Source organism: Streptomyces sp. NBC_01408 (assembly GCF_026340255.1).
GTDB lineage: Bacteria > Actinomycetota > Actinomycetes > Streptomycetales > Streptomycetaceae > Streptomyces.
In genome coordinates, this window is sequence record NZ_JAPEPJ010000001.1 from 2635193 (window position 1) to 2652684 (window position 17492).

The 17492-nt window shown below is 69.8% G+C and carries 20 protein-coding genes; 13 read left to right on the forward strand and 7 right to left on the reverse strand.

Going from position 1 to position 17492, the window contains the following annotated elements; translation table 11 throughout:
* Positions 1-66: 66 nt before the first annotated feature.
* On the reverse strand, positions 67-363 hold the full coding sequence (locus tag OG447_RS11940; RefSeq protein ID WP_266936457.1) for a hypothetical protein: 297 nt from the start codon (positions 361-363) through the stop codon (positions 67-69).
* A gap of 440 nt (positions 364-803) precedes the next feature.
* Between OG447_RS11940 and OG447_RS11945 the strand changes: the two genes are divergently transcribed.
* Together OG447_RS11945 and OG447_RS11950 are read left to right on the forward strand one after the other, a co-directional pair.
* A complete protein-coding gene (locus OG447_RS11945) occupies positions 804-3158 on the forward strand; it encodes an immune inhibitor A domain-containing protein (protein WP_266938846.1) in 2355 nt (784 codons plus the stop codon).
* A gap of 111 nt (positions 3159-3269) precedes the next feature.
* On the forward strand, positions 3270-3584 hold the full coding sequence (locus OG447_RS11950) for a hypothetical protein (RefSeq protein WP_266936458.1): 315 nt from the start codon (positions 3270-3272) through the stop codon (positions 3582-3584).
* A 67-nt stretch (positions 3585-3651) separates the two neighbouring features.
* Here OG447_RS11950 and OG447_RS11955 read toward each other — a convergent pair whose 3' ends face one another.
* A complete protein-coding gene (locus OG447_RS11955) occupies positions 3652-4245 on the reverse strand; it encodes an isochorismatase family protein (RefSeq protein WP_266936459.1) in 594 nt (197 codons plus the stop codon).
* Positions 4246-4486: 241 nt separating this feature from the next.
* Positions 4487-5815 (reverse strand): nicotinate phosphoribosyltransferase, encoded by a 1329-nt coding sequence (locus OG447_RS11960; RefSeq protein ID WP_266936460.1) that lies wholly within the window; start codon positions 5813-5815, stop codon positions 4487-4489.
* A gap of 80 nt (positions 5816-5895) precedes the next feature.
* Here OG447_RS11960 and clpS point away from each other — a divergent pair, with 80 nt between their 5' ends.
* The 7 genes from clpS (at position 5896) to OG447_RS11990 (ending at position 10597) form a co-directional block, all read left to right on the forward strand.
* A complete protein-coding gene (clpS, locus tag OG447_RS11965) occupies positions 5896-6210 on the forward strand; it encodes an ATP-dependent Clp protease adapter ClpS (protein ID WP_266936461.1) in 315 nt (104 codons plus the stop codon).
* Positions 6210-6812, forward strand: a complete 603-nt coding sequence (locus OG447_RS11970) for a DUF2017 domain-containing protein (protein WP_266936462.1) — start codon at positions 6210-6212, stop codon at positions 6810-6812. Before clpS ends, OG447_RS11970 begins: the two co-directional genes overlap by 1 nt.
* 306 nt (positions 6813-7118) lie before the next feature.
* Complete coding sequence (locus tag OG447_RS11975; RefSeq protein WP_266936463.1) at positions 7119-8576, forward strand: amino acid permease; 1458 nt, start codon at positions 7119-7121, stop codon at positions 8574-8576.
* An 83-nt stretch (positions 8577-8659) separates the two neighbouring features.
* Positions 8660-9082 carry a M67 family metallopeptidase gene (locus OG447_RS11980; RefSeq protein ID WP_266936464.1) on the forward strand — a complete coding sequence of 141 codons (423 nt, stop codon included), beginning with the start codon at positions 8660-8662 and terminating at the stop codon, positions 9080-9082.
* Between the two features lie 77 nt (positions 9083-9159).
* Positions 9160-9267: a putative leader peptide gene (locus OG447_RS32270; RefSeq protein WP_310941867.1), complete on the forward strand. Its 108-nt coding sequence runs from the start codon at positions 9160-9162 to the stop codon at positions 9265-9267.
* A 92-nt stretch (positions 9268-9359) separates the two neighbouring features.
* Complete coding sequence (locus OG447_RS11985) at positions 9360-9647, forward strand: MoaD/ThiS family protein (RefSeq protein ID WP_266936465.1); 288 nt, start codon at positions 9360-9362, stop codon at positions 9645-9647.
* On the forward strand, positions 9647-10597 hold the full coding sequence (locus tag OG447_RS11990; protein WP_266936466.1) for a PLP-dependent cysteine synthase family protein: 951 nt from the start codon (positions 9647-9649) through the stop codon (positions 10595-10597). Before OG447_RS11985 ends, OG447_RS11990 begins: the two co-directional genes overlap by 1 nt.
* A gap of 327 nt (positions 10598-10924) precedes the next feature.
* Here OG447_RS11990 and OG447_RS11995 read toward each other — a convergent pair whose 3' ends face one another.
* Positions 10925-11299 (reverse strand): DUF488 domain-containing protein, encoded by a 375-nt coding sequence (locus OG447_RS11995; RefSeq protein ID WP_266938847.1) that lies wholly within the window; start codon positions 11297-11299, stop codon positions 10925-10927.
* Positions 11300-11304: 5 nt separating this feature from the next.
* Complete coding sequence (locus tag OG447_RS12000; protein ID WP_266936467.1) at positions 11305-11727, reverse strand: hypothetical protein; 423 nt, start codon at positions 11725-11727, stop codon at positions 11305-11307.
* A 195-nt stretch (positions 11728-11922) separates the two neighbouring features.
* Between OG447_RS12000 and OG447_RS12005 the strand changes: the two genes are divergently transcribed.
* Positions 11923-12675, forward strand: coding sequence for an MBL fold metallo-hydrolase (locus tag OG447_RS12005; protein WP_266936468.1), 753 nt, complete (start codon positions 11923-11925; stop codon positions 12673-12675).
* A gap of 82 nt (positions 12676-12757) precedes the next feature.
* Here the strand turns inward: OG447_RS12005 and OG447_RS12010 are convergent, their stop codons facing one another.
* Positions 12758-14038 (reverse strand): PTS transporter subunit EIIC, encoded by a 1281-nt coding sequence (locus tag OG447_RS12010; RefSeq protein WP_266936469.1) that lies wholly within the window; start codon positions 14036-14038, stop codon positions 12758-12760.
* A 313-nt stretch (positions 14039-14351) separates the two neighbouring features.
* Positions 14352-15653, reverse strand: a complete 1302-nt coding sequence (locus OG447_RS12015; protein ID WP_266936470.1) for a PTS transporter subunit EIIC — start codon at positions 15651-15653, stop codon at positions 14352-14354.
* 138 nt (positions 15654-15791) lie between these two features.
* Here OG447_RS12015 and OG447_RS12020 point away from each other — a divergent pair, with 138 nt between their 5' ends.
* From OG447_RS12020 to OG447_RS12030, 3 genes are all read left to right on the forward strand, one after another.
* Positions 15792-16118: a PTS glucose/sucrose transporter subunit IIB gene (locus OG447_RS12020; RefSeq protein ID WP_323181757.1), complete on the forward strand. Its 327-nt coding sequence runs from the start codon at positions 15792-15794 to the stop codon at positions 16116-16118.
* Positions 16119-16212: 94 nt separating this feature from the next.
* Positions 16213-16947: a ribonuclease PH gene (rph, locus tag OG447_RS12025; protein ID WP_266936471.1), complete on the forward strand. Its 735-nt coding sequence runs from the start codon at positions 16213-16215 to the stop codon at positions 16945-16947.
* Positions 16948-17052: 105 nt separating this feature from the next.
* Positions 17053-17451: a hypothetical protein gene (locus OG447_RS12030; RefSeq protein ID WP_266936472.1), complete on the forward strand. Its 399-nt coding sequence runs from the start codon at positions 17053-17055 to the stop codon at positions 17449-17451.
* The last annotated feature ends 41 nt before the right edge of the window (positions 17452-17492 follow it).

Genomic DNA, 17492 nt, shown 5'->3' on the forward strand with positions numbered 1-17492 from the left:
GGCGGTGAACCACGGCTGTTTCCGGCCGTTTTCGCGCGGCGCCGAGCAGGCGGGGTGACGAACGCCTCAGTGGTGCACGGGATGTTCGGCGTCGGCCGTCCGGGGGTCGGGCACCCGGGCGCCGGCCGCCGCACCGGCCGCGTCCGCCGGGGCCGCGGTGGACCGCGTACGGGCCGCGTGGCGGCCGCGGCGCTTGGGGACCGGCACGGTGACGGCGACGAGCAGGCCCAGGGCGAGGGCGGCTGCGGAGATGGCCGCAACGCCCAGTCCGGTGCTCGTCTTCGAGAGCAGCAGCATGGCGATCGTCGAGATGACGACGGTGGCGGACCCGTAGGCGAGCTGTGCGGCAGTCGGACGCGGCATGGCGATATCCGTCCTCAAGGCGGGAGGGGGAGTCGGCTCAACTAGGTCGCGCGTCAAGTGACTCTAGGACCTGGGATGCCCGAGCGGAACCGCCGGTAAGCGTGACCTTACCCACGGTGCCGGAGCACGGGGGGCGCACGGGGTCATTCCTCCGCGCCGTGACCGGGCCGGGAAGGGCCCTTCGCCCCCGTATGGCAGGGGAACGTCCGAATAGCGGAACTCGGCGCCCGCATAGTGCAGTTGTAAGGAACAAGTCAAGGTCTGTCTTTTCTTTGTTCTCTCCGGTCAAATGTCGTCACTTGAGACGCGCGCCGCGCGGAACCCCCCGCTCCTATGGAGACGTTCCGACCTACGTTGCGGCCGCGGGAGGGGAACGACATCAAGTGACCAGCAACTCCGCACGGCATCGCGCTCTGCGCGCTGCCGCCATCGGCGTGACCTTGGCCGCCACCGCGGCCACGGGCGCCTTCATGACCACCGCCCAGGCCGACCCGGGTCGGTCCGCGCCGCCCGCCGCCGACCGGCAGGACCCGACCGCTCCGTCGAAGGAGCAGGTCAAGCACGACCTCGAGGGCCCGTTCAGTGAGCAGCAGGCGCAGCAGCGCGAGGCCGCCCTGGAGCAGGTCCTGCAGGGCAAGAAGGACGTCGAGCAGCGCGGCGCCTCGAAGGTCGTCAAGCTCGACGACAACAAGTACGTCGAGCTCGGCCGCGAGAAGACCGACAAGATCTTCACGATCCTCGTCGAGTTCGGCGACCAGGTCGACACCACGACCATGCACGACCCGGACGGTCCGGAGGGCCCGCAGCCGCCGGTCCAGAAGTACGGCGGCACCCCCGGTCCGCTGCACAACACGATCGCCCAGCCGGACCGCGCCAAGGACAACAGCACCGCCTGGCGCAAGGACTTCAGCCGCGACTACTTCCAGGACCTGTACTTCGCCACGGGCGAGGGCAAGGACTCGCTGAAGACCTACTACGAGAAGACCTCCTCGGGCCGTTACTCGGTCGAGGGCGAGGTCGCCGACTGGGTCAAGGTCCCGTACAACGAGGGTCGTTACGGCTCCAACTACTGCGGCCAGACCAACTGCTCCAACGTGTGGGACACCGTCAAGGACGGCGTCACGGCGTGGACGGAGGCCCAGAAGAAGGCCGGCAAGACCGACGCCGAGATCAAGGCGCAGCTGGCCCAGTACGACCAGTGGGACCGCTACGACTTCGACACCGACGGCAACTTCAACGAGCCCGACGGCTACATCGACCACTTCCAGATCGTCCACGCGGGCGAGGACGAGTCGGCCGGCGGCGGCGTGCAGGGCACCACCGCGCTGTGGGCGCACCGCTGGTACGCGTACGGCACCCAGGCGGGCAAGACCGGCCCGGAGAACAACAAGGCCGGCGGCACCCAGATCGGTGACACCGGCATCTGGGTCGGCGACTACACGATGCAGCCGGAGAACGGCGGCCTCGGCGTCTTCGCGCACGAGTACGGCCACGACCTCGGCCTGCCGGACCTCTACGACACCTCCGGTGGCGGCGAGAACGGCGTCGGCTTCTGGTCCCTGATGTCGGCGGGCTCCTGGCTCGGCACCGGCCAGGACTCCATAGGCGACCTCCCGGGCGACATGACGGCCTGGGACAAGCTCCAGCTGGGCTGGCTGAACTACGACACGGCCAAGGCCGCGACGAAGTCCACCCACAAGCTGGGCGTCGCGGAGTACAACACCAAGGACAAGCAGGCGCTGGTCGTCGAGCTGCCGAAGAAGAAGGTCCAGACGGACGTCGTCGCTCCCGCCGAGGGTTCCTCGCAGTGGTGGAGCAACATGGGTGACGACCTCAAGAACACCCTCACCCGGTCCGTGGACCTGACCGGCAAGTCCTCCGCGGCCCTGTCGCTCAAGGGCTGGTGGGACATCGAGGCCGAGTACGACTACCTCTACACCGAGGCCTCCACCGACGGCGGCGCCACCTGGACGCCCCTCGCCGGCACCGCCGACGGCGCGGCCCTCCCGGTCGACGCCTCCGGCAGCCCGTCGCTCACCGGTGTCTCGGGTGCCTGGAAGTCGCTGAACTTCCCGCTCGACGCCTACGCGGGCAAGAAGGTCGACCTCCGCTTCCGCTACCAGACGGACGGCGGCGCGGGCGGCAAGGGCTTCACCGCCGACGCCGTCAACATCACCGCGGACGGCGCCACGCTGTTCACCGACGGCGCCGAGGACGGCGACAACGGCTGGACCGGCAAGGGCTTCTCGCGCATCGGCGCCGGCTTCGCCAAGGAGTACGCGCAGTACTACCTGGCCGAGAACCGCCGTTACGTCTCGTACGACTCCACCCTCAAGGTGGGCCCGTACAACTTCGGCTTCGCCAACACCCGTCCGGACTGGGTCGAGCACTACCCCTACCAGGACGGTCTGCTGATCTGGCAGTGGGACACCTCCCAGAAGGACAACAACACCAGCCAGCACCCGGGCCAGGGTCTGATCCTTCCGATCGACGCCAACGCGAAGCCCATGAAGTGGGCGGACGGCACGCTGCTGCGCAACAAGATCCAGCCGTACGACGCGGCCTTCAGCGCCTACTCGACGGACGCGTTCACCCTGCACAAGAACGGCGAGTCGCTGTTCCTGAAGCCGAAGCCGGCCAACCTGGTCTTCGACGACCGCAAGGGCAAGTACTTCTACGACGAGAACCCGACCGGCTCGGTGAAGGTCACTGACACCAACACCAAGATCAAGATCGCCAAGGAGACCTACGACGGTCTCGTCATGACGGTCGAGGTCGGCCCCTCCTCGAAGTAATTCGGTAAAACCGCAGGTCAAAGCATGATCGGCCGTCGCCCTCTAGCGGGCGGCGGCCGATCGCGTTTAGATGCGTGGTGCGAGTTTCTTATTGACGGGGGAGATGAAGTCATGCCCGGTGGAGGTTTCGTCAGACTGCCAGGCGGCAGCGTGGTGGTCGCGCTCACGCTGCCGAGGCCGTCATGCGGCGAGGGGGACGACGAGGGAAATGTCCGGGTTCTGGTGCACGCCGCGAACCGGGCCCGCGCCCTGACCAGGCTGCGGAACCTCGGTATGCGGGCCGTGTACCTGCGGGGCAACGCGCAGCCCCCGACGCCGGACGAGGTCACGGCCGTCCTGCACCACCCGGACGGCCTGCTGTGGCGCTGCGCGCCCGACCGGGCGGCTGAGCTCTGGCACCCGATCAGGGCCCTGCTGGGCACCTAGGCGCGACCGAAGGGCCTGCCGGGCACCCCGTGGGCCCCCAAGGGCCTCCCGGGGCGCCTGGGGCCGCCTAGGCGGCCTTGTCGCCCACCAGGACCACGCCCGCCGCCCGCAGCTCGTCCAGGGCGCGGGCGGTGGTGTGCGGGGCCACGGCGGCCGTCAGGTCCAGCAGGACGCGGGTGGTGAAACCGGCCCGGGCGGAGTCCAGGGCGGTGGCCCGGACGCAGTGGTCGGTGGCGATCCCGACCACGTCCACCTCGGTGACGTGCCGGTCGCGCAGCCACTGGGTCAGGGTCTCCCCGTTCTCGTCGGCCCCCTCGAACCCGCTGTACGCGGCCTCGTACGCGCCCTTGTCGAAGACGGCGGCGACGGCGCCGGAGGCCACGGCGGGGGCGAAGTTCGGGTGGAAGCCCACGCCCTCCGTGCCGGCGACGCAGTGGACGGGCCAGGAGGTCTCGTAGTCCGGCTCGGCCGGGGGGCGGGCGAAGTGCGGGCCGGGATCGATGTGGTGGTCCCGGGTGGCGACGACGTGCCGGTAGCCGGCCGTGGACTGGCCGATGAGCTCGGTGATGGCGGCGGCGACGTCGGCTCCGCCGGTGACCGCGAGGCTGCCGCCCTCGCAGAAGTCGTTCTGGACGTCGACGACGATCAGTGCGCGGTGCATGACGTTGCCCTTCGGCTCGGTTTGACGGTGCGGCGGCGGGGCCCTGCGGGGGCTCTTCCCCCACCCCGCCCCTTCCCGAAACTGGGGCTCCGCCCCAGACCCTGGTCCTCAAACGCCGGACGGGCTGGAGTGCGCCCCGGCGGGGCTGGGATTGCCCTGCGGGCGGCATCAGTCGAATTCGGCCTCGCCGGCGTTTGAGGCGCGGGGTCCGGGGCGGAGCCCCGGCAGCGGACCCGCAGGGTTACGCGTACTCCGTAGGGATGACGGCCTCGCCGCGCGAGAGCTGGGTCGCGGACAGGGGGAGCCCCGCCCGGGCTGCCCGGTGACGGTCCCGCGCGGCCTCCAGCGGCTCGCGAGCGATCACCTCCCCGGCCTTGACCAGCTGCACGAGCAGCTGCGTGTCCGCCAGGGCCGACGGGACCGGGCCCACGCCCACGACCTCCGCCTCGGCAACCCCGTCGGAGTCGAGACGCCGCGCCGCCCACTTGCGGCCGCCGATCGAGGTCTTGCCGCCGGTGGACTTCTTCGCCACCGGGGCCAGCGCCGCCTTCGGGTCCGCCGAGGTCGCGCGGGCCACCAGCTTGTAGACCATCGAGCACGTCGGGTGCCCGCTGCCGGTCACCAGCTGGGTGCCGACCCCGTACGCGTCCACGGGCGCCGCGGCCAGCGAGGCGATGGCGTACTCGTCGAGGTCCGAGGTGACCACGATCCTCGTCGAGGTCGCGCCGAGCTCGTCCAGCTGCTGGCGCACCCGGTGGGCGACCAGCAGCAGGTCGCCGGAGTCGATCCGGACCGCGCCCAGCCCGGTGCCGGCGACCTCCACGGCCGTCCGTACGGCCTCGGCGACGTCGTAGGTGTCCACCAGCAGGGTGGTTCCGCTGCCCAGCGAGGCCACCTGGGCGGTGAACGCGTCCCGCTCGTTGTCGTGCACCAGGGTGAATGCGTGGGCGCTGGTGCCGACCGTCGGGATCCCGTACCGGAAGCCGGCCGCCAGGTCCGAGGTCGAGGTGAAGCCGCCGACGTACGCGGCGCGCGCCGAGGCCACCGCCGCCAGCTCGTGGGTGCGCCGCGCGCCCATCTCGATGAGCGGCCGGTCGCCCGCCGCGGAGGACATCCGGGAGGCGGCCGCGGCGATCGCCGAGTCGTGGTTGAGGATGGAGAGGATCACGGTCTCCAGCAGCACGCACTCGGCGAAGCTGCCCTCGACGCGCAGGATCGGCGAGCCGGGGAAGTAGACCTCCCCCTCCGGGTAGCCCCAGATGTCGCCGGAGAAGCGGTACGAGGCCAGCCAGTCCAGGGTCCGCATGTCGACGACGGCCCGCTCGCGCAGGAATTCCAGCACCGCGGCGTCGAAGCGGAAGTTCTCCACCGCGTCGAGCACCCGGCCGGTTCCCGCCACCACGCCGTAGCGCCGCCCCTCGGGCAGCCGGCGGGTGAACACCTCGAAGACCGAGCGGCGGTCGGCTGTGCCGTTCGCCAGGGCGGCCTGCAGCATCGTCAGCTCGTAATGGTCCGTGAAGAGCGCTGTCGACGGCACGTCCACCGGCAGGCCCAGGTCCGCAGGGTTCATGTCACGGATGCTAGCGCACATTTCGTCAGAGTGACGAGATGTAGGTCCCGTTTGTGCGACGGGCCCGTCGCAGTGGCAGCATGGGACGAGTGAGTGTTGCTCCCATTGAGATCGAACGCACCGAATCGGCCGAAGAGACCTTCGCGGTCCCAGAACCCGACGTCCCCTGGGTGACCCTGGTGCACAACGACCCGGTCAACCTCATGAGCTACGTGGAGTACGTGTTCCAGGCGTACTTCGGCTACCCGAAGGACAAGGCGCACCGGCTGATGCTCGACGTCCACCACAAGGGGCGGGCGGTCGTGTCCAGCGGCACCCGCGAGGAAATGGAGCGCGACGTGCAGGCCATGCACGGCTACGGCCTGTGGGCGACCCTCACCCAGGACCGCAACTGATGGGCGGCACGTTCCAGGCGCTGAAGGGCGGCGGGGCCGCCATCGCGCTCGACGACATCGAGATCTCCATCCTGCGCTCCCTGGCGGTCCAGCTGCTGGAGCTGATCGGTCCCGGAGCGCCGGAGCCGGCCGAGGACGCCGACCCGCTGGCCGCGCTGTTCGCCGAGGGCCCCTCGGAGCCCCCGTCCGATCCGGCTCTGGCCCGGCTCTTCCCCGACGCCTACGGGGCCCCCGACGGCGCCGCCGAGGCGGGTGTGGACCCGGACGAGCTGACGGCCCGGTCGGCGGAGTTCCGCCGCTTCACCGAGAACGACCTGCGCGCCCGCAAGCGGGAGGACGCGATGGCCGTCGTACGCAGCCTGGACGGGCTCACCCCGGAAGGCGACGAGGTGGCGGTGCTGGAGCTGACCGGCGAGCAGCCGCTGCGCTGGCTCGGCGCCCTCAACGACCTGCGGCTGACCATCGCGGCCCGGCTCGACATCACCGAGGACGACGAGAGCGCGGTGCTGTTCCGGCTGCCGGACGACGATCCGCGCAAGCCGATGGTGATGGCGTACCTGTGGCTGGGAGGCCTCCAGGAGACGCTCATCGAAACTCTCTGAGGCGCGCGCCGTTCGCTCAGCGGACGCTCAAATCCGGATAACGATCAGATCACCGCCATGCGGTGATCTGATCATTTTCGGGACCAATGTCCCCAATTCCCGGTGGCCCACGTCACATTTCCCTGCCTCGCCCACCCATAAGCACGTGATAAATCTTCACGATCGCCGACGGGACGCCACCCATGTCCCCCGGCTGCTTGAACCGGCGGACCGCCGGCGTGCAACTCCATCCGTATCCGGGGGGATCGAGGACCGGACCGCAGCCGACAGAAGGCGCGGCCCGGCGTGGAGAAAGGCTCACCAGACATGACCTCTGTGCAGGTCGAGCAGCACGACAGGACGCCCGCGCAGGGCGGCCAGGGCGAGGGCGGCGAGGGTTACCACCGCACTCTCGGTGCCCGCCAGATCCAGATGATCGCGATCGGCGGAGCCATCGGCACCGGCCTCTTCCTGGGCGCGGGCAAGGCGATCTCCAAGGCCGGCCCGAGCCTGATCCTGGCCTACGCCATCGCGGGCCTGGTCATCTTCTTCATCATGCGGGCCCTGGGCGAGCTGCTCATGTACCGCCCCGTCGCCGGTTCCTTCTCGGACTACGCCCGCGAGTTCCTGGGCCCGTTCTGGGGATACGTCACCGGCTGGACGTACTGGCTGTTCTGGGTGGTCACCGGCATCACCGAGGTCACAGCGGCCGCGCAGTACATGGCGTACTGGACCCATGACAGCTTCCCGCAATGGGCCTACGCGCTGATCTTCACGGTCATCCTCTACGGCGCCAACCTGATCTCCGTGAAGCTCTTCGGTGAGCTGGAGTTCTGGTTCTCCATGGTCAAGGTCACCGCCATCGTCGGCATGATCCTGATCTGCGCCGGCATCCTCACCATCGGCTTCTCCGACGCGGCCGACACCGCCACCGTCAGCAACCTGTGGAACGACGGCGGCTTCTTCCCCAAGGGCATCGGCGGCACGCTGATGACCCTGCAGATCGTGATGTTCGCCTTCCTCGCGGTCGAGCTGGTCGGCGTCACCGCCGGCGAGTCCAAGGACCCCGAGAAGACCCTGCCCAAGGCCATCAACACCGTGCCGTGGCGCATCGCCGTCTTCTACGTCGGCGCGCTGATCATGATCCTGTCGGTCGTCCCGTGGACGCACTTCCAGCCCGGCGTCTCGCCCTTCGTGGCCGCCTTCGAGCGCATGGGCCTCGGCGTCGGCGCCGCCATCGTCAACTTCGTGGTGCTGACCGCGGCCCTGTCCTCCTGCAACTCGGGCATGTACTCCACCGGCCGCATGCTGCGCGACCTCGCGCTCAACGGCCAGGGCCCGAAGATCTTCACCAAGCTGACCAAGAGCGGCACGCCGCTGGTCGGCACCACCTTCTCGGCCTCGCTGATGCTGGTGGGCGTCTGGATCAACTACGTCGCCCCGGGCAAGGCCTTCGACTACGTCGTCTCCTTCGCCACGATCTCCGGCATGTGGGCCTGGATCATGATCCTGGTCTGCCAGATCCGCTACCGCGCCAAGGCGGACCGCGGCGAGCTCCCGCAGTCGGCCTTCCGCGCCCCCGGCGCCCCGTGGACCAGCTACTTCGCCCTGCTGTTCATCGGCATGGTCATCGTGATGATGGGCATCGACAAGGACGCCCGCGTCTCGCTCTACTGCGCCCCGCTGTGGGGTCTGCTCCTGGGCCTGACCTACCTGGCCTCCAAGCGCCGCGGCCAGGGCGGCGGCGGCACCTCCGTGAAGGTCTCGCTGAGCGTGGACGTCTGACGCCACGGACCTTCTGTCCAGCATCCGGGCCCCCGCGTACCACTCCTCGGTACGCGGGGGCCCGTCTGCTTATCCTGTCGCTCATGCTGACCCTCACCCAGGCCCTGTACGACCAGATCGTCGAGCACGCCCGCCAGGACCACCCCGACGAGGCGTGCGGTGTCGTGGCCGGCCCGGCGGGCACCGACCGCCCCGAGCGCTTCATCCCGATGCTCAACGCGGCCCGCTCGCCCACGTTCTACGAGTTCGACTCGAAGGATCTGCTGAAGCTCTACCGCGAACTGGACGACCGGGACGAGGAGCCGGTGATCGTCTACCACTCGCACACCGCGACCCAGGCCTACCCCTCGCGCACGGACGTCACGTACGCGAACGAGCCCGGCGCGCACTACGTCCTGGTCTCCACGGCGGACAAGGACGGCCTCGGGGAGTTCCAGTTCCGCTCGTACCGGATCGTCGACGGCGTGATCACGGAAGAGGAAGTACGGGTCGTAGAGGCCTACTGACCAGTATGTGAGCCGCAGTCGTCCACGATGCGGGATCACACTCCAAACGGGGGACCGGGAATCGTTAACATGACCGCATGGTTCCCCACGACGTGAGCATCGAGACGCCCGGCAGGCTGCTGCTCGTGGCGCGGCTGCACGTCGACCTGTGCCGCCTCGCCAGCGCCATCTGTCCCGCTGCCTGAGCCCCACAGCGCACCACAGCCCCTCGCGCGCGGGGGCGCACAAGAACCGCTCGGTTCACGTTCTCACGCCCTTCACGACACTGGAGCCAGCCATGGCCATCGAGGTCCGCATCCCCACCATCCTCCGCACCTACACCGACGGCCAGAAGGCCGTGCAGGGCGAGGGCGCCACCCTGGACGACCTCTTCTCGGACCTGGAGACCCGCCACAAGGGCATCCGCGAGCGCATCGTCGACGAGTCCAAGGGCGGCGAGCTGCGCCGCTTCGTCAACGTCTACCTCAACGACGAGGACGTCCGCTTCCTCAGCGGCATCACCACCGAGCTCACCGACGGCGACAGCGTCACCATCCTCCCGGCCGTGGCCGGCGGCGCTGTCTGATGCGTTACGACTCCCCGCTGGCCGCGGTCGGCAACACGCCGCTGGTCCGGCTGCCCCGGCTGTCGCCCTCGGACGACGTGCGCATCTGGGCGAAGCTGGAGGACCGCAACCCCACCGGCTCGATCAAGGACCGCCCCGCGCTCCACATGGTCGAGCAGGCGGAGAAGGACGGCCGGCTCTACCCGGGCTGCACGATCCTGGAGCCGACCTCGGGCAACACCGGCATCTCCCTGGCGATGGCGGCCAAGCTCAAGGGCTACCGCATCGTCTGCGTCATGCCGGAGAACACCAGCCAGGAACGGCGTGACCTGCTGGCCATGTGGGGAGCCGAGATCATCTCTTCGCCGGCCGCCGGCGGCTCGAACACCGCGGTCCGGGTGGCCAAGGAACTGGCGGCGGAGCACCCGGACTGGGTGATGCTCTACCAGTACGGAAACCCGGACAACGCGGGCGCCCACTACGCCACGACGGGCCCGGAGATCCTCGCGGACCTCCCCTCCATCACCCACTTCGTGGCGGGCCTGGGCACGACCGGCACCCTGATGGGCGTCGGCCGCTTCCTGCGCGAACACGTCGAAGGCATCAAGATCGTCGCGGCCGAGCCGCGCTACGACGACCTGGTCTACGGCCTGCGCAACCTGGACGAGGGCTTCGTCCCCGAGCTGTACGACGCCTCCGTCCTCACGACCCGCTTCTCGGTGGGCTCCGCGGACGCGGTCACCCGCACCCGCGAGCTCCTCCAGCAGGAGGGCATCTTCGCGGGCGTCTCCACCGGAGCGGCCCTGCACGCGGCGATCGGTGTCGGCCGCAAGGCGGTGGCCGCGTGCGAGTCGGCGGACATCGTCTTCGTCGTGGCCGACGGCGGCTGGAAGTACCTCTCGACGGGCGTCTACACGGCCGCGACCACAGAGGAAGCCATCGAAGCCCTCCAGGGCCAGCTCTGGGCGTAGCCCTGCCGCTGCCCCTGCGGGGTTGCCCCGGCGCGCCCGGGCACGGCTCCGACGCCAGGGGCTCCGCCCCCGGACCCCCGCGCCTCAAACGCCGGCGGGGCTGGATTTGGCTGGTGCCGTCCGCCAGGCGCGGCTGGATTGCCCGCAGGGCAATTCCAGCCCCGCCGGCGTTTGAGGCGCGGGTCCGGGCAGAGCCCGGGGAACGGCGGAAGGGCGGGTAGGGGACCCGGCCCCGCGCAGCGGCCGCGCAAAGCCCGGGCCGACGCAGGCTCCGCCAAGGCCAAGGCTCGGGCCAAGCCACGGCCACCGCCCGGCCAGGGCCACGGCTCAGCCGCCCAGCAGCTCCGCCAGGACCGCCGCATGGCTGGACGCCGGGTCCTTGACCGCGGTCAGCAGCGTGACCGGACCCGCCTCGGCCAGCCCCCGCAGCCGCGCCAGCTCGGCCGCGGCCACCGGCTCCGCCAGCTCCGCCTCGTACCGCCGCCGGAACTCCCCGGCGGAGCCGCCCGCGTGGAACCACTTGCGCAGCTCCGCCGACGGGGTCACGTCCTTCGGCCACTCGTCCACCCCGGCCTCCGCCTTCGCCAGCCCGCGCGGCCAGAGCCGGTCCACGAGCACCCTCCCCCAGACTCCGTCCGGGGGGACCCCCGGCCCGTCCGCCCCCGGCTCCGGCGGGTCGTACACGCGCCGCAGCCGCACCACCGGCGTCACAGGTCACCACCTCCGAGCCCCTTGATCTCGTCCCACACCGCCGGATCCAGGGTGCCCAGCCGCTTGCGGAACTCCCACAGCGACACCTCCGCCGGCCGGTCCGCCTCCAGGAAGCTGGCCCGGCCCTGCGCCCCCACCGTCCCCGGGGGCAGCGGGATCACCCCGGCCCGCCGGTCGTCGTACCGCCCGGTGATCCACGCGACCCGCGCCCTGCGGGCCCGTAGCGGACCCACCGCCAGCACCAGACAGGTCCGCCCGTCGGCCAGGCACCACAGCTCGCCCGGTCCCGGCCGCGGCGCCGGACCGGTCCCGTGCGGCGGCGGGGGACGCCTGGGGAGCCCCAGCCGTTTCCCCGCGACCAGCATCACCAGTGCCACGGCCACGACCGCGGCCACGGCGGGCCACCAGGACGTGTCCATGCTTCGACCGTAGCCGCGCCGGAACGCCCCGGCACGGCAACGCGCGTGCCCACCGTCGCTCCCCCGGGTGACAGCGCAGGTGATTCCCCCCACAACGGCCCGCCGCGGAGGAGCGACCGGACGTTTCGCGCCTTACGCTCGACCCACGCACGGCCCGCATTCCGTCCACGGACCGTCCACGGAGGTTCACGCTCCATGAAGCTCACCGTCGTCGGCTGCTCGGGTTCGTTCCCGTCCGCGGAATCGGCCTGTTCGAGCTACCTCGTCGAGGCCGACGGCTTCCGGCTGCTCCTCGACATGGGCAACGGCGCCCTCGGAGATCTCCAGCGCTACTGCGGTCTCTACGACCTCGACGCGATCTTCCTGAGCCATCTGCACGCCGACCACTGCATCGACATGTGCGGCTACTTCGTCGCCCGCTACTACCGGCACGACGGCGGCCGCTGCGGCACCATCCCCGTCTACGGCCCCGAGGGCACCGAGAAGCGCCTGACCACGGCCTACGAGGACGTCCCCGACGAGCGTTCCATGAGCGAGGTCTTCGACTTCCGCACCCTGAAGTCCGGAAGCTTCGAGATCGGCCCCTTCCAGGTCCGCACCGAGCGGGTCTCCCACCCCGTCGAGGCGTACGGCATCCGCGTCGAGCACGCAGGCCGCTCGCTCACCTACTCCGGCGACACCGGCGTCTGCCCCGAGCTGGGGCTGCTCGCCGAGGGCACCGACCTCTTCCTGTGCGAGGCCTCCTTCACGCACGGCAAGGAGGACATCCCGGGCCTCCATCTCAACGGCCGCGAGGCCGGCGAGTACGCGCGCGGCGGCAAGGTCGGCCGGCTCGTCCTCACCCACATCCCGCCGTGGACGGACGCCGCCCAGAACCTCGCCGACGCCCGCGCGGTGTACGGGGGCCCGGTCGACCTGGCGTACGCGGGCGCGGTCTACGAACTCTGAGCAGAACGCGAAAGGACCGAAGTCCCCGCCTTCCGTAGGGAAGGGCAGGGACTCCGGTCCTGACGGCAGCGGGTGCTGAGACCTACTTGGCCTCGGCCTTCGCCAGCTCGGCGAGCTCCTCGTCGGACTCGCGGCCCGGGGTGGGGAGGTTGAACTTCGTGATCGCGAAGCGGAAGACCACGTAGTAGACCGCGGCGAAGCAGAGACCGACACCGGCCAGGCCCCACGGGTTGTTGGCGATGCCCAGGTTCAGCAGGAAGTCGACCGCGCCGGCGGAGAAGCCGAAGCCGTCGCGCATGCCCAGCGCCCAGGTCAGGGCCAGCGAGACACCGGTCAGCACCGCGTGGATCGCGTAGAGCACCGGGGCGATGAACATGAAGGTGAACTCGATCGGCTCGGTCACACCGGTGACGAACGCGGTGAGCGCGAGGGAGAACATCATTCCGCCGACGACCTTGCGGCGCTCGGGGCGGGCGCAGTGGACGATCGCGAGGCAGGCCGCCGGAAGGGCGAACATCATGATCGGGAAGAAGCCGGTCATGAACTGTCCGGCGCTCGGGTCACCGGCGAGGAAGCGGGCGATGTCGCCGTGGACGGCACCGTTGGCGGTGTCGAAGGAACCGGCCTGGAACCACGGGAAGGAGTTCAGCAGGTGGTGCATGCCGATCGGGATCAGCGCACGGTTGGCGACACCGAAGATGCCCGCGCCGACGGCGCCGGAACCGGTCAGCCACTCACCGAAGTTGTGCAGACCCGTGCCGAGGACCGGCCAGATGAGACCGAAGACGATACCGGTGAGCAGACCCGCGAAGGCCGAGAGGATCGGAACCAGGCGGCGGCCGCCGAAGAAGCCCGCCCAGTCCGGCAGCTTGGTCCGGTAGAACTTCTGGTACAGCAGGGCCGTGATGACACCCATCACGACACCGCCGAGCACACCGGCGTTGACCGAGGCGTCCACCATGACGATCTTGCCGCCGACGACCTTGGCGACCTGCGGGAGGTTGCTGTCGGTGAAGGTGGCGAGCACCTTCTGGAAGACCAGGTAGCCGGTGACGGCGGCCAGGGCGGTGGAACCGTCCGACTTCTTCGCGAAGCCGATCGCGATGCCGACGGCGAACAGCAGCGCCATGTTGTCGAGGATCGCGCCACCACCGGCGGCCATATAACCGGCGATCTTGAGGACGAAGGTCGGGAAGACGTCCTTGTCGCCGAGCATGTCGTCCGCGCCCAGGCGGAGCAGGAGTGCGCCGGCGGGCAGCACCGCGACGGGGAGCATGAGGCTCCGGCCGATGCGCTGCATGACGGCCATCACGCCAGCGCCCTTCTTCTTCTGGGCTGCCGGGGCAGCGCTAGCCGTGGTCACAACTTCCTCCAGTGGGCAAGGCACCGCCAGGGCAAGCCGGGGGACGGCGGCGTCTTGAAAAAGGGGGTAACGCGAGCGCAGACAGGCCCACGTGGTCTACACCAATATCTGGTGTAGACCAGTTGTAACACGGTGAGGGTTAGATAAGGAACCTTCGATTTCCTGTGGTCTACACCACACGGTACCCGGAGTCGCGGTACGTCCGGGCCGCCGGACCTCCGGACATGGCCGAAGCCCCCGGATCCGAGGATCCGAGGGCCTGGGGGAGGGGCCGAACGGCCGGGCCGGCCTGCCGTGATCCACCGGACAGTCCCTAAGCCTTGAGGTTCTCCTTCTCCATCTCGGCGATCTCCTCGTCCGACTCCCGCCCCGGCGTCGGGATGTCGAACTTCGTGATGGCGAAGCGGAAGACCACGTAGTAGACGAGGGCGAAGGCCAGGCCGATCGGAATGATCATCCAGGGCCTGGTCGCCAGGCTCCAGTTGATGACGTAGTCGATCAGGCCCGCCGAGAAGCTGAAGCCGTCGTGCACACCCAGGGCCCAGGTCACCGCCATCGAGACGCCCGTCAGCACCGCGTGGACCACGTACAGCGCCGGTGCCACGAAGAGGAACGAGTACTCCAGCGGCTCGGTGATGCCCGTGACGAAGGAGGTCAGGGCGACCGACAGCATCAGGCCCCCGACCTCCTTGCGCCGCGCCGGCTTCGCGCAGTGCGTGATCGCCAGCGCCGCCGCCGGGAGGGCGAACATCATGATGGGGAAGAAGCCGGACAGGAACTGCCCGGCCTCCGGGTCGCCCGCCAGGAACATCGGGATGTCGCCGTGCACCACCTGGCCGTCCGGCTTGGTGAAGCTGCCGAACTGGAACCACACCGGCACGTTCAGGAACTGGTGCAGCCCGATCACCAGCAGCGCGCGGTTCGCGACACCGAAGATGCCGGCACCCCAGGAGCCCAGGCCCACCAGCCAGTCGGAGAAGCTCTCCAGCGCATCGCCGATCGGCGGCCAGATCCACAGGCAGAGGACGGCGAAGACGATCGCGACGAAGGTCATGATGATCGGGACGAGCCGGCGGCCGTTGAAGAAGCCCAGCCAGTCGACCAGCCTGACCCGGTGGTAGCGCTGCCAGAACCAGGCGGACAGCAGGCCCATGACGATGCCGCCGAAGACCCCCGGATTCTGAAAGGTGTACTCGGCGAAGCTGCCGTCGGGCCCCAGGCAGCCGCCCCCGATGTCCCGGGTCCCCTCCGGGCAGGCCTTGGGGAAGACGCGCAGCACGCTCCGGTAGACGAGGAAGCCGACCACCGCCGCCAGCGCCGTCGACCCGTCCGCCTTCTTGGCCATGCCGATCGCGACGCCGACGCAGAAGAGCAGGGGCAGGCCGAGGTCGGCGTTCAGCAGCGCACCGCCCGCAGCCGCCATCACCCTGGCGAAGTCCGTCCAGCCGAGGCCGTCCTTGCCGAAGACGTCGTCCTGGCCGAGCCGGTTCAAGATGCCCGCCGCGGGCAGGACGGCGATGGGCAGCTGAAGGCTCCGCCCCATCTTCTGCAGCCCCTGGAACAAGCCGTTCCACCACTTCGGCTGCGGCGCTGCTGCGGCGCTGCTCGCAGTCATCGGCGTCCCTCCTGACCGGCCCGTTTTTGGCAGTTGCAACACGTGCGGCACACTGGTGTAGACCAGTTGTGGGCAGGTTGTCGCTGATCGTCATCATTCGGTAGGCGGCGGTCATGTGCTCGCGTAGCTGGGCCAACCGTGCGTTACCGTGACAACGCGGAACGCGTACGAGGGCACCCCGCACGCACCGGCCGCCGAGACTCGTTCTTCGTAGAACTTCAGGGAGAAAACATGGCCACCAAGGCTGAGAAGATCGTCGCCGGGCTCGGCGGTATCGAGAACATCGAAGAGGTCGAGGGCTGCATCACCCGCCTGCGCACCGAGGTCACCAACCCCGACCTGGTCGACGAGGTCGCCCTCAAGGCCGCCGGCGCCCACGGCGTCGTCAAGATGGGCACCGCGATCCAGGTCGTCATCGGCACCGACGCCGACCCGATCGCCGGCGAGATCGAAGACATGATGTGACCTGAGCCCCCGGCTCACCACGCACCAGCGGACCCCGTCCCGGACCACCCGGACGGGGTCTTGCCGTACCCGCGCACCGGCTAGGCTCGGTCGCATGTCTCGCATCGACGGCCGTACGCCCGAACAGCTCCGCCCGGTCACCATCGAACGCGGATGGAGCAAGCACGCCGAGGGCTCCGTCCTCATCTCCTTCGGAGACACCAAGGTCTTCTGCACCGCCTCCTTCACCGAAGGCGTCCCTCGCTGGCGCAAGGGCAGCGGCGAAGGCTGGGTCACCTCCGAGTACTCGATGCTGCCCCGCTCCACCAACACCCGCGGCGACCGCGAATCCGTACGCGGCAAGATCGGCGGCCGCACCCACGAGATCTCCCGCCTCATCGGCCGCTCGCTGCGCGCCGTCATCGACTACAAGGCCCTCGGCGAGAACACCATCGTCCTGGACTGCGACGTCCTCCAGGCCGACGGCGGCACCCGCACCGCCGCCATCACCGGCGCCTACGTCGCCCTCGCCGACGCCGTCGCCTGGGGCCAGCAGAAGAAGCTCATCAAGGCCGGCCGCAAGCCCCTGACCGGCACCGTCGCCGCCGTCAGCGTCGGCATCGTCGACGGCGTCCCGCTCCTCGACCTCTGCTACGAGGAGGACGTGCGGGCCGAGACGGACATGAACGTGGTCTGCACCGGCGACGGCCGCTTCGTCGAGGTCCAGGGCACCGCCGAGGGCGAGCCCTTCGACCGCAAGGAACTGAACGCCCTCCTCGACCTCGCGGCCGGCGGCTGCGCGGACCTGGAAGCCATCCAGCTCGGCGCGCTCGACCTGCAGACGCCGTAACCGTAACGGCAACCGCCGGGCCCGGCCCGGCGTCTACGCCAGTACGGGCGCACGGTGTCACAACCGCGCGCCCGTCCACGTACCCACCTCTTCCCGGGGGACCGAATGAAGCTCTCGCCCAAGCCGAAGCACCGACTGGCGGCCGTCGCCGTCGCGGCCGCACTCGCCATACCGGCCCTGACCTCCTGCGACGCGATCTCCACCGCGATGGACTGCGCCAACACGGCCGTGGCCATCGCGGACAGCGCCAACGACCTCCAGCAGGCGGTCTCCCAGGCCGGCAACAGCCCGGAGGACGCCAAGAACGCGCTCGACTCGATCGACACCAACCTGAAGAAGATCGGCGACCAGACGGACAACGCCGACCTGGGCAAGGCCATCGACTCGATGACCACAGCCGTGAAGAACGTGCGCACCTCCCTGGAGAGCGGCAACGTCAACCCGGACATCAAGCCGGTCGCGGACGCCGCGTCGGAGATCTCCAAGGTCTGCACCCCGGGCTGACGCCCGCCGGCGGCAGCCCGCTCCAGGGCCGGCCACCGACG